Genomic DNA, 18,581 nt, shown 5'->3' with positions numbered 1-18,581 from the left:
AAGGCGCCGCCGCGGCGGCCGCCGCTCACTCCGTGCCGGACAACCGCCAGGCGTACAGCGCCAGATGGGCGCGGAACCGGTCCCGCGGGTCTCTCAGCCGCCAGCCCAGCGTCTCCTCGACGTGCGCCAGCCGCGCCGCCACGGAGCTGTGGTGCAGATGGAGCTCCGCCGCGGCCTGCCGCAGCGAGCCGGTACGGCAGAACGCGGCCAGCGCCGCGATCCCCGTCCCGCCGCCCTCCCCCGCCGCCAGCTCCGCCAGGGCCCGTACCTCCGGCCGGGCGCGCAGCCGCTCCGCCGGGATCTCGGCCAGCAGCGCGACGGGGCCGAGGTCGTCGTGGTCCGTCACGGCCTCCTCGGGCGTGCCCGCCACCGCGAACCGCAGCGCCACCCGCGCCTGTTGCCAGGAAACCCCGGCGTCCAGGGCCTCGGTGAGGCCGCCGACACCGGCTCGTACGCTCCGTACCGCCCGCCCCGCGGACTGTCCCGGCGCGTCCGGGCCGGCGGGACGCGCGCCGGCCGCCGCCCGCAGCGCCTCGGCCGGTGAGGCGGGGTCGCCGTCGGGCCGCTGGACGAGCACCGCGCCCAGCGGGCCCACCCGCGCGATCCGTACGGAGCCGGGCAGACCGCTCCGCCCGAGCAGGGCGACCGTCTCCACTCCGATGTCGGGTGCGGGACCGGCTCCGTGTCCACTCCCACTGCCGGGGGACGCGGTCTCCGGCCCGCCGGCACCGTTCCCGCCGTCCGCCGCGGGCGCGGGCGCGAGCGCGAGCGCGTCCGAGCCTCTTCTCCCGCCGGCGGAACCGGCCGCCCCCGGCGAGCCGGGGGAAGCGGGTGTGCCCGCCGCCCCGGTCCCCGCCAGGGCCACCGCGACGACCCGCAGCGGCAGTTCGGGCACCAGGCCCAGCAGCCGCAGGGCCCGGGCCCGGTCCTCGACGGCCTCGCGTTCGGAGAGCACCAGTTCGACCAGCGCGGGGTCGGCCGCATGCGGTGGCTCGGCCGCGCGGCGCCGTCCGTCCAGCATCCGGGCGGCGATGGCCATCCACTCGAGCACCAGCTCGTCGAACGGGCCAGGCGCACCCGGGCGCTCGAGCCAGACCCGCCCGCCGGGTCCGGAGTCCGTGTCGCCGAAGAAGGCGCTGCCGGACACCCGTTCGGGCTCGCCCGGGAGCGCGGCTCCCCCGGGCCCGAACCGCACCCTGCGCCCGCCGGTCCGCTCCAGTCCGGCCGCGCACTGCGCGAGGCCGGCGGTGGACCGCACCAGCGACACGGCGTCGGAACCGGCGCTCATCAGCGCCTCGAAGTGGGCGATCACCCGCACCGCGGTGGCCGCGTCCGCGTCCAGTGCCGACAAGCGCAGCAACAAGCCCTTCACAGCCGCAGTCTAGAAAGGAGAACGGCATGCCCGACACCCCCACGTCGCCCGCGATCCCGTCCCGCGGATCCAGCGGATCCAGCGGATCCAGCGGATCCAGCGGATCCAGCGGATCCAGCGGCGGAGCGTTACGCGGAGGACCGCGGCCCGGAAGATCCCCGCGCACGCTCGTCGCCGCCCTGCTCGGCGGCGTCCTGCCGCTGCTGGCAGCCCTGTGCCTCGCCGCCGCCCCCGCCGCGACGGCGGCCGGCACCGCGCCCGCCGCCCCCACCGCGCAGCTCGTCGAGGTGAACAACTTCGGCAACAACCCGACCGGTCTGCGGATGCACCTGTATGTGCCGGACAACGTCGCGCCGCAACCGGCGCTGCTGGTCGCCGTGCACTACTGCACCGGCTCCGGACCGGCGTTCCACAACGGCACGGAGTTCAAGTCCCTGGCCGACCGGTACGGCTTCGTCATCGTCTACCCGTCGGCGACCCGCAGCGGCCAGTGCTTCGACGTCTCCTCGCAACAGGCGCTGCGCCGTGACGGCGGAAGCGACCCGGTGGGCATCAAGTCCATGATCGACTACGTGCAGCAGCGCAACAACACCGACCCGGACCGCGTCTTCGTCGTCGGCGCCTCCTCCGGCGCGATGATGACCAACGTCCTGCTCGGCAACTACCCGGACGTCTTCGAGGCCGGGGCCTCCTTCATGGGCGTACCGCACAGCTGCTTCGCCACCACCGACGGCTCCAGCTGGAACAGCGCCTGCGCCAACGGGCAGATCAACCGGAGCGGACAGCAGTGGGGCGACCTGGCGCGCGGCGCGTATCCCGGCTACGACGGCCCCCGGCCGCGGGTGCAGATCTGGCACGGCACCCAGGACAACACCCTGCGCTACCCGAACTTCGGGGAGCAGATCAAGCAGTGGACCAACGTCCACGGCGTGAGCGAGAACCCGTCGTCGACCGACCAGCCGCAGTCCGGCTGGACCCGCACCCGCTACGGCGGCACCGGCGACCGGGCTCCCGTCGAGGCGATCAGCATCGCGAACACCGGCCACAACCTGCCGCAGGGCGGCCAGGCCGCGCGGGCGGTCACCTTCTTCGGCCTGGACGGCACCGGAGCCGCCGCCCGCTAGGCGGCAGCCGCACCGCCCCGGCGCCGTGACCGCCGGGGCACAGAATCCGGCCCCTCGCCTCCCTCGCGCATCCCGGAGGGGCCTTCTCCGGCCCGGTGTGTGTTGGCAGGATGCTCGGTATGACGACCTTCGACCGTCCCATACCGCCGCTGACCGCCGACGAACGCACCGGGCTGGAGGCCTGGCTGGAGTTCCAGCGCGAGACACTCGCCGTCAAGTGCCGCGATCTGACGGACGAGCAGTTGCGCGAGGCGGCCGTCCCTCCGTCGAACATGACGCTGCTCGGCCTGGTGCGGCACCTGGCCGAGGTGGAGCGGAACTGGTTCCGGCGCATCCTCCTCGGCGAGGACGTCCCGCCCGTCTTCGGCGCCGCCGCCGATCTCGGCGAGACGGACGGCGGTTTCGACCTGGGCGACGGGCTCGGCCGGGACGAGGTCTTCGCCCGCTGGCGCGCGGAGACCGACAGCAGCCGGAAGATCTGCGCGGCCCACGGCTTGGAGGACACCGGTCTCCTGCCGCCCAACCCGGGCGTGGAGGGCCCGGTGAACCTGCGCTGGATCTACGTCCACATGATCGAGGAGTACGCCCGCCACAACGGCCACGCCGACCTGATCCGCGAACGTGTCGACGGGGTCACGGGGGTGTGAGCCGTCATCACGCCCCGGCAGCCGGTGAACCGGAGGATCGAACCGGTCTGCCGGTCCGTCCGCGGAGGCGTTCCGCCGCCCGGTGTCGTCCTGCCCGTCAGGCGGGCAGCGTTGACAGCAGTTCGGTGACGCGGGCGTCGATGTCGTCGCGGATCCGGCGGACGAGGGCGAGCGGGGCGCCGCCGGGGTCGGCCACGGGCCAGTCGAGGTAGCGGCGGCCGGGCACCACCGGGCAGGCGTCCCCGCAGCCCATGGTGATCACGATGTCGGCGGCCCGGACGACCTCATCGGTCAGCGGCTTGGGAAAGGCGCCCGCCGGATCGACGCCCGCCTCCTCCAGAACCCGCACGATGTGCGGCTCGACGGCGTCGGCCGGGTGCGTGCCGGCCGAGGAGACGGTGACCCGGCCGCCGGCCCGGTGTCCCAGCAGCGCGGCCGCGAGCTGGGAGCGCCCCGCGTTGTGACTGCACACGAACAGCACCCGCGGCAGCCCGGCACCCGGCGCGTCCTGGACGTGGACAAGGGCGTCGAGGCGTTCGGCGGTGAAGCGCTCGGCCAGCACCACCAGGTGGGTTCGCACGCGCGCCGTGGCGGCGAGCCGGCGGTAGGAGTCGGCGAGCAGGCCCTGCACGGTCTCGACCGCGAAGCGGTCGGCGTGCAGGGTGGCCAGCCGGGCCACGCCGGCGGCCAGACGCTCATCGGGCAGGAGGGAAGGCGGAGAAGCGGGCATGAGGGACCCTTTCCACGGGCCGACGGGGTCGGCCGGGGCCGGCAGCAGCACCGGATGGCGCGACAGTATCAGCCTGTGGTGACGTCAGTCGATACTGACTTGACCGGCCCGTCCGGCCGCCTCCCGGGCAGGCCCCCGGACGGACACGTCCGGGGCCCGTCCGGCGGCACGGGCGCGGCCGTCAGGCGCGCGGGGCGAGCATCGCGGCCATCGCGGCGACCACGGAGGGGGCGACCCGGTAGTACACCCAGGTCCCGCGCCGTTCCGAGGTGAGCAGGCCGGCTTCGCGCAGCTTCCTCAGGTGGTGGGAGACGGTCGGCTGGGAGACGCCGACATCGGAGATGTCGCAGACACACGCCTCGCCGCCCGGGTGCGAGGCGATCCTGGAGAACAGCCGCAGCCGCACCGGGTCGGACAGCGCCTTGAACATCGCGGCCGTCTTCTCCGCGTCGGCCTGCGACAGCTCCCCGGCGGTGATCGGCGGGCAGCACGGCACCACGTCCCCGGCGTCCAGGACGGGCAGCTCGGCCCTCTCGAACTTCGACATGTGTCTATGTTGACACTCATCGATGCGACGTGGCAAGCTTCGGATGCACCAGACATCGACAAGCGTCGAATCAGAGCACCGCGGCGACCCCGCCCGTCCGCACGACAGCCCTTCACCGGCCCTTCGCCGGGGAACCCGCACCACACCGTCCGGACCGGCCCGCCGCACGGCTCACCGACGAGACCCGCCCACGCGAGGAGACCCACCACCATGAGCGAGCAGCAGCTTCCCGTCGCCGTCATCGGAGCAGGCCCCGTGGGCCTGGCCGCGGCGGCCCACCTCGTCGGACGCGGTATCGAACCCCTGGTCCTGGAGGCCGGGCCGGCCGCCGCCTCCGCCGTGCGGGAGTGGAGCCATGTGCGCCTGTTCTCCACCTGGGGCGAGGTGGTCGACCCGGCGGCGGAGAAGCTGCTCGCCCCCACCGGCTGGACCGCGCCGGACCCCGCGGCCTACCCCACCGGCGGCGACTGGGCCGAGCTCTACCTCCAGCCGCTGGCCGACGCCCTGGGCGACCGCGTCCGCTACGGAGCGCGCGTCACCGGCGTCTCCCGCGCCGGCCGCGACCGCATCGTCGACGCCGGCCGCGAGGCCCAGCCCTTCGTCCTGCACCTCACCACCGACGACGGCCGCGAGGAGCGCGTCACCGCACGCGCCGTCATCGACGCCTCCGGAACCTGGACCACGCCCGGCCCGGCCGGGGCCTCCGGCCTGCCCGCCCTCGGCGAGAAGGCCGCCGCCGACCGCGTCACCTATCGCGTTCCCGACCTCAACGACCCGGCCGTGCGCGCCCGGTACGCCGGCAAGCGCACCGCCGTCATCGGCTCCGGCGCCTCCGCCTTCACCGCGCTCGCCACCCTCGCCGACCTCGCCCGGGACGAGCCGGGCACGCACGCGGTATGGGTGCTGCGGCGCGGCATCGGCGGCTCCACGTTCGGCGGCGGCGAGGCCGACGAACTCCCCGCCCGCGGCGCCCTGGGGCTCGCGGCCAAGGCCGCCGTCGACAACGGCCACGCCGCCGCGGTCACCGGCTTCCGCACCGCGGCCGTCGAACGGGACGCCGACGGACGGCTGGTGCTCACCGGCGAGGACGGCCGGCGCCTCGACCCGGTCGACGAGGCCATCGTCCTCACCGGCTTCCGCCCCGACCTCTCCTTCCTGTCCGAGCTCCGCCTCGGCCTGGACGAACGCCTCCAGGCCCCGGTCGCCCTCGCCCCGCTGATCGACCCCAACCAGCACTCCTGCGGCACCGTCTACCCGCACGGCCACCGGGAGCTGTCCCACCCCGAACAGGGCGTCCACCTGGTCGGCATGAAGTCCTACGGCCGCGCCCCCACCTTCCTGGCGATGACCGGCTATGAGCAGGTCCGCTCCGTCACCGCCGCGATCGCCGGCGACACCGAGTCCGCCGACCGGGTCGAACTCACGCTCCCCGAGACGGGCGTGTGCGGAGGCGTCGGCCTGTTCGACGACCCGGCCGCCACCGCACAGGGCGACAGCGGCGGCGGCTGCTGCGCCCCGGCACCGGCCGACGCCACGGCGGGTGCCACGACGGGCGGCGGCTGCTGACCGCACCCGCCCCCGGCCGACGGGGCCGCGACCGGCACAGGGGTCCGGTCGCGGCCTCGCGCCCGCGCAGGACGACGGCGACAACCGCCGGGAAACGGCCGGGTTCCATGCCCGGCGGATGCCTCCCCGGGCGGAACGTTCTACGCCACCTCGACGCCGAACTCCTCCACCAGCTCCACCAGACCGCCCTCGTCATCCCTGCCCCAAACCCCGGCCGCCGCGCGTCTGCGGTGCGAAGGTGGCGGGGTCGCGCATCGGGGCGGGGTGCGACGGCTGCCCCGGGGGGAACGTCTCCAGTTCCTCCGGCATAGCAGCGCCCGGGGCAAGAACGGCGGCACCGCACACCCCGCCGGGGTTGGTCACCGTACGTACGTTCCCACGGCATCGGCCGCCGCACGAGGCCACCGTCACGCGCCCTTGCGGCCGTATTGCCGCGTCTTTCGGCCCGCCCGTACATTGGGAGCGCTCCCACAGCCCTGCCCCCCACCCCCGAGTCGCCGAGCGGCCCGCCCGCGCCGGTCCACCGCTCCGCCGGCAGCCCTCCGCGGCGGAGCCCAACTCCGCGTGCCGCGATGCGCCGTGAGGGACCTGAAGGAACGAAGGGACACCCCCCCATGACCAGAACACGGCACCTGCTCTCCGGCCTGGTCGCCCTCGTGGCGCTGCTCCTCGGTATGGCCTCCACCGCCTCAGCCGCCTCCGCCGCCCACGCCGACTCCGACGCCGCGCCCGTCCGCGTCATGCCGCTCGGCGACTCGATCACCGACGGCTTCAACGTACCCGGCGGATACCGCGTCGACCTCTGGCAGAAGCTGGTCGCGGGCGGCCACGAGATCGACTTCGTCGGCTCGCAGGCCAACGGACCGGGCAACCTCGGCGACCGCGACCACGAGGGCCACTCCGGCTGGACCATCGCCCAGATCGACAGCAACATCGAGAGCTGGCTGAAGACCTACACCCCCGACACGATCCTGCTGCACATCGGCACCAACGACATGTACGGCGGCGACCCGGGCGGCGCCCCCGCACGGCTCGCCACGCTGATCGACCGCATCACCGCCCAGGCGCCGGACGCACACCTGTTCGTGGCGACGATCGTGCCGCTGGCCTGGGGAGACCAGACCGTGCGGACGTTCAACGCGGCCATCCCGGGCATCGTCCAGAGCAGGGCCGACGCCGGCAAGCGGGTCCACCTGGTCGAGATGTACAGCAAGCTGACGACGGCCGACCTGGCCGACGGCGTGCACCCCAACGCCACCGGTTACAGCAAGATGGCCACCGCCTGGTACGACGCGCTCCTGTCCGTGCCGGGCAGCATCGGCGCCGACGGCACGCCCGCCCCGGCGGTCGAGCGGCGGACCGCGGCAGCGCGGAGCTAGCCCGCCCTTCGTGAAGCGAGCTGTCCGGCGCATGGCCGGGCACCCGAGAAGCGCCTCCGACCGGCAAGACCAAGGATCGTTGAGATCTTTGCTCCCGCCACCGCCGGAGGCGCTTCGCCGCGCCCCGGGAACTTGGCACCGGCTGCCCGGCTGCCCGGCGGCCGGGCGGCCGGGCGGCAGCCCTGGAATCATGAGACCTGTAGTCGCAGGACGTGCGTGTGAGCAGCGAGCGGTGAGGAGCCGGTGTGGACGCCGAGGCGTGGGACGAGCGGTATCGCAGCGCGAAGTTGGTGTGGTCGGCCGGGCCCAACCGGTTCGTCGCGGAGGAGCTGGCGGATCTTCCGCCGGGGCGGGCGGTGGACCTGGCCGCCGGCGAGGGACGCAACGCCGTCTGGCTGGCGGAGCAGGGCTGGGACGTGGACGCCGTGGACTTCTCTGCCGTCGCCCTGGAGAAGGCCGAGGAGATGGCCCGGGAGCGCGGTGTGACGATCCGCACCGTGAGCGCCGACGTGACGGAGGCCGGGAGTGTGCTCGCCCAGGCGCCCCTGTTCGACCTGGCGCTGATCGCCTATCTGCATCTGCCCTGGCCGCGGATGGAGGAGGCCCTCCGGCTGGCCGCCATCTCCGTGCGGCCCGGCGGGACGCTGCTGCTCGTCGGCCACCACGCCGACAACATCGGCCGGGGACACGGCGGTCCGCAGGACCCGGACGTGCTCTACACCGCCGAGCAGGTGGCCGGCACGTGGCGGCCGTATGCCCGGATCGTCAAGGCCGAGGCCCTGGACCGGCCGGTGGAGACGGACGAGGGGCCGCGCACCGCCATCGACGCGCTGGTGCGGGCGGTACGAGTCTGACGCGGCCGGCGGCCGGCGGCCGGCGGCCGGTCAGCTCTCGTGGGTACCGGACGCCCGGCCCGTGTCGCCGTCGGCCGTCGCGTCCGGGTCCGGGCCGCCCGTGGGGCCGCCGCCCGGCCCGCCGTCCCCCGTCTCGCCCCGGGTCGCCGCGAGGGACCAGACGATCGAGACCGTGATGGTCAGGACGATGAAGCCGAGGGTGACCGGGATGGGCAGCTTGCCGACCGGGGTCTCGGACAGGATGAGCTTGACGCCGGCGAAGGCGAGCAGCACGGCCAGCCCGTAGTGCAGATAGCGGAAGCGGCGCAGCAGGCCGGCGAGGAGGAAGTAGAGGCTGCGCAGGCCCAGGATGGCGAAGGCGTTGGCGGTCCACACCAGGAAGGTGTTGGTGGTGATCGCCAGGATGGCGGCCACCGAGTCGATGGCGAAGACCAGGTCGGTCGCCTCGATGGCGACGAGGGCGACGAACAGCAGGGTCACCACACGACGGCCGTTCACCCTGACGACGAACCGGTCGCCGTGGAACTGGGGATCGGTCGGCACGATGCGCCGGACGAGCCGTACGACCGGATTGCGGTCCGGGTGCACTTCCGTGTTGTGCGAGACGGCCATCTTGTAGCCGGTGTAGATCAGGAAGGCGCCGAACACATAGGCGGTCCAGAAGAAGACCTCCAGCAGTTCGGCGCCGACGAAGATGAACACCAGACGGGCCCCGAGCGCGCCGATCACCCCCCAGAACAGGACCTTGTGCTGGTAGGCGTCGGGGACGCCGAAGAACGAGAACACCAGCGCGAAGACGAAGATGTTGTCGACCGACAGGGCTTTCTCGATCAGATAACCGGCGTAGTACGTGCTCGCCGCCTCCCCGCCCTGCCAGGCCCACAGGACCACGCCGAAGGCCAGGCCCGCGGCGATCCATCCGGTGCTCCACAGGGCGGCTTCCCGGAAGCCGATGACATGGCTGTCGCGGTGCGCGAGCAGATCGACGGCCAGCATCACCCCGATGGCGACGGTCAGCGCGGCCCACACCCACAGCGGAGCGGTGAAGCTCAGGTCGTTCATGCGGTCGGCTCTCCTCGGCTTCTCTCGGTCGTTCCCCCCGGCCGTTCTGTATTCCCCGGTCGCGGGTCCTCCGGATGCCCGCTCTCCCGGATTCCCGTGCGGGCGCGTGGGGTGACCGCATGGGGCGGGCCGGCGTGACAGGGGCGGTACGGGCCTCATCGTCACTCAGGGGGCCCGTGCCACCCGTGTGGATCACCGGGCCGTCCGTCAGATGCCGTAACGCCCTGGTGCCCTGGTGCCCCGGTGCCCCGGGTGTACACACGGATGTCACACCGTGTCGCCGTGGCGCGGCCCGCAGTCCGCACGTCGAGGAGAGAGGACAGCCTCCCCGCCCCGGCTCCCCGCGGCCCCCGTCGCGCGGGCAGCGCTTCGTAGCCCGGACGACACATACGGGGCCCCGCGGACACAGCCGGTTTACACCGGAGCAACTGCCGGGAAACGGCCCGTTGCCATGCTGCCGCCGAGGGGACCGGGGGGTTGGGCACCACCGTGCAGAGCCGCGCGGAAGAGGCGCTTCCGGGACCCGCACCCGCTGCCGTCCGCACCCGCACGAGGGGGACCACGTGACCTTCAAGGCCGAGTACATCTGGATCGACGGAACCGAGCCCACCGCGAAGCTCCGTTCGAAGACGAAGATCCTGGCCGACGGCGCCGAGCCGCCCGTCTGGGGCTTCGACGGGTCCAGCACCAACCAGGCCGAGGGCCACTCCTCGGACCTCGTCCTGCAGCCCGTCTTCTCCTGCCCGGACCCGATCCGCGGCGGCGGTGACATCCTCGTCCTGTGCGAGGTGCTGCACACGGACCTGACCCCGCACGCCTCGAACACCCGCGCACTGCTGCGTCCGGTGGCGGAGAAGTTCGCCGCGCAGCAGCCGGTCTTCGGGATCGAGCAGGAGTACACCTTCTTCCAGGGCAGCCGGCCCCTGGGCTTCCCCGAGAACGGCTATCCGGCTCCGCAGGGCGGCTACTACTGCGGCGTCGGCGCCGACGAGATCTTCGGCCGCGAGATCGTCGAGAAGCACCTGGACAACTGCCTGACGGCGGGCCTGGGCATCTCCGGCATCAACGCCGAGGTCATGCCCGGCCAGTGGGAGTTCCAGGTGGGCCCGCTGTCGCCGCTGGAGGTCTCCGACCACATGTGGGTGGCCCGCTGGCTGCTCTACCGCACGGCCGAGGAGTTCGGGATCTCCGCCACGCTGGACGCCAAGCCGGCGAAGGGCGACTGGAACGGCGCGGGCGCGCACACCAACTTCTCGACCAAGGCGATGCGCGAGGGCTACGAGCCGATCATCACGGCCTGCGAGGCGCTCGGCGACGGCGACAAGCCGGCCGTGCACGTCAAGCACTACGGCGTCGGCATCGAGGCCCGGCTCACCGGTCTCCACGAGACCGCGCCCTGGAACGAGTACAGCTACGGCGTCTCCGACCGCGGCGCGTCGGTCCGCATCCCCTGGCAGGTCGAGGTGGACCGCAAGGGCTACATCGAGGACCGCCGCCCGAACGCCAACGTCGACCCGTACGTGGTGACGCGGCTGATGGTCGACACCTGCTGCACCGCCCTGGAGAAGGCCGGCCAGGTCTGATCCCTCCGCTCCTCCCCGTGGTAAGGCGACGGGCGCCCGCGGCACCGGCGGGCGCCCGTCGCGCTGTCCGGGCGCGGGCCCCCCGTACCGCGCCGCCCGGCGGCCCCGTCCCGTACGGGCCGCCGGGTGACGGACCGTACGGAGCGAGGCCTCGCGCGGCAGCCCGTCAGCGGGCCGTGCGCGTCAGGAGACGTCCGCCCTGCGCCGGGCCACCGCTCCGAGGAGCAGGTCCACCGCCAGGAACAGGACCAGCCCCAGCCCGAACAGCGGTACGAACCAGCCGAGCAGTACCGCCCCCGCCAGCAGCCCCGCCAGCGCTCCCGGCGGTGCCTTGCGCCAGGCGCCGCGCGGCATCGGCCGTCCTACGCCGAAGCGGGTTCCGCGCGCGGGACGGCGCTGCCACCACATCCGGTAGCCGTACACGATCAGCACGATCAGTCCGGCCATCAGGGCGATCAGCAGCAGCTGGTTGGGCAGTCCGAGGAAGAGCCCCATGTGGGCGTCGATGCCGACCCGGGTGAGCTGCGCGAGCACCGGGTAGTCGGCGAAGGCCAGCGTGTCCACGACTTCGCCGGTCATCGGGTGCACGGACACCGAATCGAAGTGCACCGGCCACTGCTTGTCGTTCTCCGCGACGACATAGGCGGCCTTCTCGTCGGCCGGCAGGGTGATCACCACGGACTCCGAGACGCCCTGCTCGCGGGCGGTGTCCATGAGCCGGTCCAGGCCGATGTCACCACCCTCGCCCGGCTGGTGGCCGCCGTCGCCGTGCGCCGAGCCGTGGCCCTCGTGGCCGCCTGCCCCGGTGCCGGCCGCCGGGTCCACGGTGGCGGTGACCGCCGGGGTGGTGCCGCGCACCTGCTCGCGCAGCAGGGCGACGTTCTCGCCCGCGTACGTCGACCAGGTCAGCCCGGTCGCCGAGAGGAACAGCAGGCCCAGCAGGGACCAGACGCCGATCGCGCCGTGCCGGGACATCGTGCGCCGGCGGCCCGTCAGGCCCCGCTCCGGCAGCAGCACCCCGCGCGCACCGCGGCTGGCACGGCGGCGCCGCAGCCACAGCAGCAGCCCGCCGAGCGCGACGACCCACAGCCAGCTGGCGGCCAGTTCGCTGTAGAGGCGCCCCGGTTCGCCCAGGTGCAGATGGCGGTGGAGCTCCGATATCCAGGCCCGCACGGGGAGCGCGCCGGAACTGCCGTAGCTGAGGAGCTCTCCGCGCACCTCGGCGGTGTACGGGTCGACGAACACGGCCGTCGACTTGCTCTCCCCGAGGCCGGGGTCCTCGAAGAGGACGCGGGTGGTGGCCCCCGCTTCGGGGGACGGCCACACCTTCGAGAGCGTGCCGCCGGGGTGTGCTTCGACAGCCGCCCCGACCTGCTGGGACAGCGGCAGGGCGGCCTTGCCCTCGGGCACGGCGACCGTCAGCTCGTCGGCGTAGATCACCTTCTCCAGCGGGTACGAGGCCGCGTACAGCAGCCCGGTGACGGCGGCGATCAGGAGGAACGGGGCGACGAGGATGCCCGCGTAGAAGTGCATCCGCAGCACGAGCGGGCGCAGGCTGCCCTTGGACGACGCGGGGACGCGGGGCGGGGGCGGGGTGGCGGTGCCGGCCTGCGGGGCCGGTGCGGGCGGCTCGTGCTCCGCGTCGCCCCCGCGGAGTCCGCCGGGCGTGCCGGCGGGGACCGGATCGGGGACGGGCGCGGGTGTGGCGGTCTTCGCGGGGGTGGCCGGTGAGACGGTGACCGCCTCCCCGGCCGCCGGGTCCGCGGCCGGGGAGGCTCCGTCATGGGACGCGGTGCCGGTGGACGCGGACGCCACGGCCGTGGTGCCGGAGCCGGAAGCGGAGCCCGGCTGAGCGGGCCGGCCGGTGTCCGGCTTGGCGGGATCGTCGATGGACATGGGGGTTGGCCTCACTTCGTGGACGGGCCGCGGGGCGCGCGGAGGCGCGGGCGCGGCACGGGGAGCGGGGGCGGGTGGAGCCGGGCCCGGAGGGCGCGGTGGAGTCCCGGCCGCGGCCGGCGTGGGGGTGCCGGTGCGCGCGGCCGGCCCGTCGCCCGGCCGGGGGCTTCGACCGCCCGGCCGTCCGGGACCGCCCGGAATGGCCGCGGGCCGCCCGGACGGCGGCTCCGCGTACGGTTCACCCCGGCCCCACACGCTCGCCACCGCGCGACGGCAACGCGTCGCAGCCGCACAGCGGGCGCGACCACCCCACCGTCAGGTCACGGCGGGAGCGGCGGCCCGTGCGGCGCCGCGCGGCGGTCGCCCGTCAGGCCGGCGTCGTACCGGGCGCGGGCCCGGGGGCGTACGGGATGGGGTGGGGCCGGGCCCACGGCGGCGGCCCGCGCCGGGACAGGACGTGGGCCAGCAGGGAGCCCCGCAGCCGGAGGGCCGCCTCCCCGTACGGCAGCGGCGGGCGCACGGGGCGCGGCGCGGCCGGGGTCCCGTACCGGACGGCCCGGAGCAGCGTCCGCAGCGGCATCAGCGCCAGGGAGCCCAGGCAGCGCAGCAGCCGGAAGAAGGCGGCCTCGCCCCGCCAGAGCCAGACGGCGCAGCAGAGTGCGGCGAGGAGGTGGACGGCGAGCATGGCGAGTGTGGCGTGCTCGGAGTGCTCGCCCGGGACGGCGAGTCCGGTGAGATCCGGCGCGGCACGGACGCCGTGCGCCGGGCCGGCGCCGGCGCCGGTCCGACCCGCCTCGGGCAGGGGCCCGCCGGGCGTCCGGGGATGCGCCGCGGCGGTGCCGGGGCCGTCGGTGAAAATCAGGTGCAGGACGGTCTGGACCGCGAGCAGGGTGCCGGCGATGGAGAGGACACCGCGCCGCCGCCCTCCGGCCAGCCAGGCGACGGTACCGGTGATGCCGAAGGCGGCCAGCAGGGCCGGGAACGGGATGTCGTGACCGGACATCACCGCGTGCCCGGTGGCCGCGAGCACGACGGAGACGGCCGCGAAGAGCGCGGCCCGCAAGAGGCGCGTCAGCGATCCGCCTGCCGTCTCTGCCGTCATGGTGAGGTGCATGCTCCCATGCCGCGCCGGGCGGCGGCAGCGGCGACGATCGGCCAACGCCCTTGTCCGCCCGATGAGTTCACCCGTACCTGCCCCGGAGTCCTTGTCGTTCCGCTCCTGGATACGGACGGGACCGCCGATCGGCTCACCCGGCCTGCGGATTCCCGTACGGAGGACCGGGCGGCAGCCGGGGGGCCGGTGGCCGGACCGCTCCCCCGGGCGCCCGTCCGGCGAGGGATGAACGGGCGGGCAGGCGTCGGGCACACCGCGCGGGGGTGGTGCCAGGTGCACCCCCCGCCCGGGGGCGCGGCCCCGTGACCGCCGGCTCCCGGTCCGGCGAGACTGGGGCCGTGCCCGAGAGCCGGGCGCGGAGCAAGGGGCCGGGGGCCGAAGATGGGGAAGTTCAGGGAAGCACTGATGGCAGCCGGGCGGGGGCTGTACATCGCCGTGGTGTCGCTGGCCGGTTCGATCGCGCTGCTCGTGCTGTCGGTGCTGTCGATCGGCTTCATCGCCCTCGGCGTGGGCGTGCTGACGACACCGGTGGTGCTGGGGGCCGTGCGGTCGTTCGCGGAGTGGCGGCGGAGGCTGGGGCAGGACTGGGCGGGCGTGCGGACTCCGTCCGCGTACCGTCCACTCCCGGCGGACCTGCGGCCGGGCCTGGCCGGGCAGGCCGAGCGGTGCGCGCGTCTGCTGCGGGACCCGGCGACATGGCGGGATCTGCTGTGGCTGCCGGTCGACATGACGGCCGGGTTCTTCACGGCGGCGCTGCCGGCCGTGCTGCTCGCCTTCGCGGCCGAGGGAGTCGCGATCGCGGCCGGGCTGTGGCGGGTGCTCGGGGACGGCTACTGGTTCGCGTTCATCCCGGTCCGGGGCCAGGTGAGCGCTCTCGCGGCGGGCGTGCTCGGGCTGCTGGTCCTGGCGGGTGCCCTCCGCGTCAACCCGGCGCTGCTCCAGGCCCACTTCCGGCTGACGGGCGCGGTCCTCGCGCCGTCCAAGGAGGCCCTGGCGCGGCGGGTGGAGCGGCTGTCCGAGACGCGGCACGACGCGGTGGACACCTCGGCCGCCGAACTCCGCCGCATCGAGCGGGACCTGCACGACGGTGCGCAGGCCCGGCTGGTGGCGATGGGTATGAGCCTCGGCACCGTGGAGGCCCTGCTCGAGAAGGACCCGGAGCAGGCGAGGAAGCTGCTCGCCGCGGCCCGGCAGGACTCGGCCGAGGCGCTGACGGAGCTGCGCGACCTGGTGCGGGGCATCCATCCGCCGGTGCTGGCGGAGCGCGGGCTCGGGGACGCCGTGCGGGCCCTGGCCCTGCGGATGCCGCTGCCGGTGGAGGTGGAGGCGGACCTGCCGGGGCGGTTCGCGGCGCCGGTGGAGTCGGCGGCGTACTTCGCGGTGAGCGAGGTGCTGACCAACGCGGCGAAGCACTCCGGTGCCGAACGGGTGTGGCTGGACGTGCACCATGACGCGGCCTCGGGGACACTCCGGATGACCGTTACGGACAACGGCCGCGGCGGGGCGGACCCGTCGGCCGGTTCGGGCCTGGCCGGGATCGAACGCCGGCTCGGTACATTCGACGGCATACTCGCCGTCAGCAGCCCGGCCGGCGGTCCGACCCTGGTGACGATGGAGCTGCCGTGCGTGTTGTCCTCGCAGAAGACCTCTTCCTCCTGAGGGACGGCCTGGTCCGGATGCTGGAGGCGTTCGGCTTCGAGATCGCGGCGGCCGTGGAGAGCGGCCCGGAGCTGAGCCGGGCGCTCGCGGAGCTCAAGCCGGACGTGGCGGTGGTCGACGTCCGGCTGCCGCCGTCGTTCACGGACGAGGGCCTGCAGTGCGCGCTCGCCGCGCGCCGGGAGACGCCCGGTCTGCCCGTGCTGGTGCTCTCCCAGCATGTGGAGCAGCTCTACGCGCGGGAGTTGCTGGCGGACGGCATGGGCGGGGTCGGCTATCTGCTGAAGGACCGGGTGTTCGACGCCGACCAGTTCACGGACGCGGTGCGGCGGGTGGCCGCGGGCGGCACCGCGATGGACCCGCAGGTCATCTCCCAGCTTCTCAGCCGCCGGTCCCGGGACAGGCCGATGGAGAAGCTCACCCCGCGCGAGCGCGAGGTGATGGAGCTGATGGCACAGGGCCGTTCGAACACGGCCATCGCGGGGGAGCTCTTCGTCACCGAGCGGGCTGTGGCGAAGCACACATCGAATATTTTCACGAAGCTCGGTCTGGCCCCGTCGGACGACGACAACCGGCGGGTTCTCGCGGTTCTGGCCTATCTGGACCGGGGCGCGCGGGAGTAATCGTCCGGCGCGGGTTTGAACACCCGAGCGCCGGGCTCCGTATCGGTGGCCATGAAGCCCAAGACACACAAGCGTTCCCCTTTGCTGAACAGGACGGCTGGTGCGGCGGCAGCTCTCCTGTTGGGAGGCGGCGGGCTCGCTGCAGTGAACTTCTACGCCTCCGCCGGCACCTCGAACGATGGCGACAGCCGGAAAGGAGCGGTAGCACAACAGGCGTCCACCATCGCCTGTCCGGATGTGGTGGACCGTCTGGAAAAGGTCCCCAGGCAGTCGCGGAAGGAAGTCAGCCGTGAGCTGGGACGGCTCGACGCCCAGATCGGCGCGGCCTACAAGCGCCTCGTGGAGAACCGGCGCGCGGCTGCTCTCGACGCGTCGTGGGCCAAGAACTCCGTACTCGACCCGCTGGCCAGCAAGCGCCGTGCCAGTCTCGACCGCATCAGAATCGCCCTGGAGCGGGCCGGTGTGACCCAGGCCGGCCTGGAGAAGCTCGCCCGCTGCGGCATGAAGGACGGCGGCACGGTCCGTCCGGGCGACGGCCAGCAGGACGGCGGCGAACAGGACGGCGGCCAGGACGGCGGCCAGCAGGACGGCCAGAACGGCGGCCAGGGCGACGGCGGCCAGGGCGAGGGCGAGGCCCCGCCGCCGCAGGTCGGCCCCTCCCCCGAGGACTTCGTGGACATCAACGACGTCCAGCCGAACGTCCAGGAGCCCGAGGCCCAGGAGAACGCGTCCACCGGCGTGTTCAGGAGCGACTGCGGCGTCAACGAGAACGGCAAGTTCAACTCGGACAACATCATCGTGGCGCCCGGTGTGGTCAACGCCGCGCACCACATGCACGACTACGTCGGCAACCAGGCCAACGACGCCTTCGCCGTCGACGAGGACCTGGCCCAGGGCGAGACCACCTGCGCCAACCAGGAGGACCAGTCCACGTACTACTGGCCGGTCCTGCGCGACCTGACCGGCGGTGACGAGGCGGACGTCAACACCCCGGGCGGCGGCCTCGACGGCAACGTCGGCAAGATCATCACCCCGGCCGAGGTGACGATGGAGTTCCAGGGCAGCCCGGTCGGCGAGGTCGTGGAGATGCCGCGCTTCCTGCGCATCATCACCGGTGACGCCAAGGCCTTCACCAACGGCACGGACAACGCCAACTCCTCCTGGAGCTGCACCGGCTTCGAGGACCGGCAGATCGCGGACAAGTACCCGCTGTGCCCCGAGGGCAGCCAGGTGGTGCGCAAGTTCGAGTTCCAGAGCTGCTGGGACGGCCAGAACGCCGACAGTGCCAACCACCGCACGCACGTCGACTTCGCCAATGAGGACGGCTCCTGCGACGAGGGCTTCGTGGCCATCCCGAAGCTCGTGCAGCGGATCGTCTACGACGTGCCGGAGGGCACCAACTTCGCCGTGGACTCCTTCCCGGAGCAGCTGCACAAGCCCATCACGGACCACGGTGACTTCATCAACGTGTTCTCCGAGAACCTGATGGCGGAGGCGGTGGAGTGCATCAACAGCGGCCAGGAGTGCACCTGACGGTGCCCCTCCCGGCGCTGCCGGACCGCTGATTCGGTCCCCCCGATGACCCGGTCCCTCGTCATCCCACTCCCCTGACGGCCTCCCCTGTGGCCGTCACGGGGCGGGGGTGCCGGTGATCCTCACCGGCACCCCCGCCGTCGTTTCCGCGTGCGGCCGTGCCGCCCGGTCCGGGTCTCCTGCGGACGGGCCGGCCGGTACGGTCAGCCGTGCGAGCCCTGGTGGCCCCCCTGGTGCGCGTCCCCGTGGGATTCCTCCGGGGAGTCCTCGGACGCGCCGCCCGAGCCCTCGCCGTGCGCGGGGCCGTGCGAGGCGCCCGTCTCAATGTCGCCGCCGAGCTTGCCGCGCAGGCTCTCCACCACCTTCGGGGAGCCCACGGCGACCCACTTCGGGCCGACCAGATAGGTGCCCCCGTAGCCCTCGGCCTCGGAGAGCCAGTCCTGCTGCCCCTTGTGGGTCGCGAAGGTGGCCAGCACATAGCGGCCGTCGCCCCTGCCGCACCGTCCCTGCCGCAGCTCCTCGGCGTCGATCTGCAGATTCGGTTTCTCGCAGCCCGCCTTCCCGGCGAGCTGCTCCACGGTGCCGGTGGCCGCCTCGGGGACGCCGGCCCTGTCGTCCGCCCCGCCGTCCCCGCCGTCCCCGCCGCCGCAGCCGGCGGCAAGCAGCAGGGCGCAGGCCAGCGCCGGGATGACGGCGGCGGTACGCGCCGCCGAACGCTTCGATGACATCGGTCCTCCGGATGGGTGCGGCCCCGCGGGGGCCGCATGGTGACTTCTCGGTGTGTCCCGGGGTACGGCTCACCGCGTCGCGCGTCTCATTGCCGGGCCCCGGCCGGCTCGTTAGCGTGCACACCTCACGCACCTGTTACCGCTGTGCTACGCAGAGTGGGGAGCGC

The 18,581-nt window shown here is 73.8% G+C and carries 16 protein-coding genes; 9 read left to right on the top strand and 7 right to left on the bottom strand.

Annotated features, from left to right (window positions below; genetic code table 11):
• Window positions 1–25: 25 nt before the first annotated feature.
• Window positions 26–1,372 (bottom strand): PucR family transcriptional regulator, encoded by a 1,347-nt coding sequence (locus SXIN_RS23595; RefSeq protein ID WP_238153845.1) that lies wholly within the window; start codon window positions 1,370–1,372, stop codon window positions 26–28.
• Window positions 1,373–1,398: 26 nt separating this feature from the next.
• On the opposite strand from SXIN_RS23595, the gene SXIN_RS23590 reads away from it, so the two are divergent.
• Together SXIN_RS23590 and SXIN_RS23585 are read left to right on the top strand one after the other, a co-directional pair.
• Complete coding sequence (locus SXIN_RS23590) at window positions 1,399–2,496, top strand: extracellular catalytic domain type 1 short-chain-length polyhydroxyalkanoate depolymerase (RefSeq protein ID WP_095757490.1); 1,098 nt, start codon at window positions 1,399–1,401, stop codon at window positions 2,494–2,496.
• Between the two features lie 119 nt (window positions 2,497–2,615).
• On the top strand, window positions 2,616–3,143 hold the full coding sequence (locus SXIN_RS23585; protein ID WP_019709384.1) for a DinB family protein: 528 nt from the start codon (window positions 2,616–2,618) through the stop codon (window positions 3,141–3,143).
• A 97-nt stretch (window positions 3,144–3,240) separates the two neighbouring features.
• Here SXIN_RS23585 and SXIN_RS23580 read toward each other — a convergent pair whose 3' ends face one another.
• Complete coding sequence (locus SXIN_RS23580; protein WP_039821649.1) at window positions 3,241–3,873, bottom strand: arsenate reductase ArsC; 633 nt, start codon at window positions 3,871–3,873, stop codon at window positions 3,241–3,243.
• A gap of 181 nt (window positions 3,874–4,054) precedes the next feature.
• Window positions 4,055–4,420, bottom strand: a complete 366-nt coding sequence (locus SXIN_RS23575) for an ArsR/SmtB family transcription factor (protein WP_019709382.1) — start codon at window positions 4,418–4,420, stop codon at window positions 4,055–4,057.
• Between the two features lie 210 nt (window positions 4,421–4,630).
• Between SXIN_RS23575 and SXIN_RS23570 the strand changes: the two genes are divergently transcribed.
• The 3 genes from SXIN_RS23570 (at window position 4,631) to SXIN_RS23560 (ending at window position 8,219) form a co-directional block, all read left to right on the top strand.
• Window positions 4,631–5,986, top strand: a complete 1,356-nt coding sequence (locus SXIN_RS23570; protein WP_095757489.1) for an NAD(P)-binding domain-containing protein — start codon at window positions 4,631–4,633, stop codon at window positions 5,984–5,986.
• A 614-nt stretch (window positions 5,987–6,600) separates the two neighbouring features.
• Window positions 6,601–7,365 (top strand): SGNH/GDSL hydrolase family protein, encoded by a 765-nt coding sequence (locus tag SXIN_RS23565; protein WP_019709380.1) that lies wholly within the window; start codon window positions 6,601–6,603, stop codon window positions 7,363–7,365.
• Between the two features lie 245 nt (window positions 7,366–7,610).
• Window positions 7,611–8,219 (top strand): class I SAM-dependent methyltransferase, encoded by a 609-nt coding sequence (locus tag SXIN_RS23560; RefSeq protein ID WP_095757488.1) that lies wholly within the window; start codon window positions 7,611–7,613, stop codon window positions 8,217–8,219.
• A 30-nt stretch (window positions 8,220–8,249) separates the two neighbouring features.
• Here SXIN_RS23560 and SXIN_RS23555 read toward each other — a convergent pair whose 3' ends face one another.
• Window positions 8,250–9,281, bottom strand: coding sequence for a TerC family protein (locus SXIN_RS23555; protein ID WP_095757487.1), 1,032 nt, complete (start codon window positions 9,279–9,281; stop codon window positions 8,250–8,252).
• A 563-nt stretch (window positions 9,282–9,844) separates the two neighbouring features.
• Here SXIN_RS23555 and glnII point away from each other — a divergent pair.
• Window positions 9,845–10,864, top strand: coding sequence for a glutamine synthetase (glnII, locus tag SXIN_RS23550; RefSeq protein ID WP_019709377.1), 1,020 nt, complete (start codon window positions 9,845–9,847; stop codon window positions 10,862–10,864).
• 183 nt (window positions 10,865–11,047) lie between these two features.
• Here glnII and SXIN_RS23545 read toward each other — a convergent pair whose 3' ends face one another.
• Entirely contained in the window at window positions 11,048–12,760 is a 1,713-nt protein-coding gene (locus tag SXIN_RS23545) for a PepSY-associated TM helix domain-containing protein (protein WP_095757486.1), read from the bottom strand.
• A gap of 367 nt (window positions 12,761–13,127) precedes the next feature.
• Window positions 13,128–13,862: a hypothetical protein gene (locus SXIN_RS23540; protein WP_157916339.1), complete on the bottom strand. Its 735-nt coding sequence runs from the start codon at window positions 13,860–13,862 to the stop codon at window positions 13,128–13,130.
• Between the two features lie 417 nt (window positions 13,863–14,279).
• Between SXIN_RS23540 and SXIN_RS23535 the strand changes: the two genes are divergently transcribed.
• The 3 genes from SXIN_RS23535 to SXIN_RS23525 all read left to right on the top strand — a co-directional run bounded on the left by SXIN_RS23535 (window position 14,280) and on the right by SXIN_RS23525 (window position 17,686).
• Window positions 14,280–15,533, top strand: coding sequence for a histidine kinase (locus tag SXIN_RS23535; protein ID WP_019709375.1), 1,254 nt, complete (start codon window positions 14,280–14,282; stop codon window positions 15,531–15,533).
• Window positions 15,497–16,153, top strand: a complete 657-nt coding sequence (locus SXIN_RS23530) for a response regulator transcription factor (protein ID WP_039821629.1) — start codon at window positions 15,497–15,499, stop codon at window positions 16,151–16,153. The genes SXIN_RS23535 and SXIN_RS23530 overlap by 37 nt, the downstream gene beginning before the upstream one ends.
• Window positions 16,154–16,390: 237 nt before the next feature.
• Entirely contained in the window at window positions 16,391–17,686 is a 1,296-nt protein-coding gene (locus SXIN_RS23525; protein WP_337589361.1) for a DUF1996 domain-containing protein, read from the top strand.
• A 203-nt stretch (window positions 17,687–17,889) separates the two neighbouring features.
• On the opposite strand, the gene SXIN_RS23520 is transcribed toward SXIN_RS23525, so the two are convergent.
• The gene (locus SXIN_RS23520) at window positions 17,890–18,414 is read right to left on the bottom strand and encodes a hypothetical protein (protein WP_019709372.1); all 525 of its coding nucleotides are present in this window, start codon (window positions 18,412–18,414) and stop codon (window positions 17,890–17,892) included.
• Between the last annotated feature and the right edge of the window lie 167 nt (window positions 18,415–18,581).

The sequence above is a fragment of the Streptomyces xinghaiensis S187 genome (assembly GCF_000220705.2).
GTDB lineage: Bacteria > Actinomycetota > Actinomycetes > Streptomycetales > Streptomycetaceae > Streptomyces > Streptomyces xinghaiensis.
This window is presented reverse-complemented; position numbering and strand designations above follow the sequence as displayed.

Bases quoted from the DNA above. Each gene is read 5' to 3' on its own strand.
- SXIN_RS23545 (WP_095757486.1), bottom strand. From the start codon at position 12,760: ATGTCCATCGACGATCCCGCCAAGCCGGACACCGGCCGGCCCGCTCAG.
- SXIN_RS23535 (WP_019709375.1), top strand. From the start codon at position 14,280: ATGGCAGCCGGGCGGGGGCTGTACATCGCCGTGGTGTCGCTGGCCGGT.
- SXIN_RS23585 (WP_019709384.1), top strand. From the start codon at position 2,616: ATGACGACCTTCGACCGTCCCATACCGCCGCTGACCGCCGACGAACGC.
- SXIN_RS23520 (WP_019709372.1), bottom strand. From the start codon at position 18,414: ATGTCATCGAAGCGTTCGGCGGCGCGTACCGCCGCCGTCATCCCGGCG.
- SXIN_RS23580 (WP_039821649.1), bottom strand. From the start codon at position 3,873: ATGCCCGCTTCTCCGCCTTCCCTCCTGCCCGATGAGCGTCTGGCCGCC.
- SXIN_RS23570 (WP_095757489.1), top strand. From the start codon at position 4,631: ATGAGCGAGCAGCAGCTTCCCGTCGCCGTCATCGGAGCAGGCCCCGTG.
- SXIN_RS23540 (WP_157916339.1), bottom strand. From the start codon at position 13,862: ATGACGGCAGAGACGGCAGGCGGATCGCTGACGCGCCTCTTGCGGGCC.
- SXIN_RS23590 (WP_095757490.1), top strand. From the start codon at position 1,399: ATGCCCGACACCCCCACGTCGCCCGCGATCCCGTCCCGCGGATCCAGC.
- SXIN_RS23555 (WP_095757487.1), bottom strand. From the start codon at position 9,281: ATGAACGACCTGAGCTTCACCGCTCCGCTGTGGGTGTGGGCCGCGCTG.
- SXIN_RS23575 (WP_019709382.1), bottom strand. From the start codon at position 4,420: ATGTCGAAGTTCGAGAGGGCCGAGCTGCCCGTCCTGGACGCCGGGGAC.
- SXIN_RS23565 (WP_019709380.1), top strand. From the start codon at position 6,601: ATGACCAGAACACGGCACCTGCTCTCCGGCCTGGTCGCCCTCGTGGCG.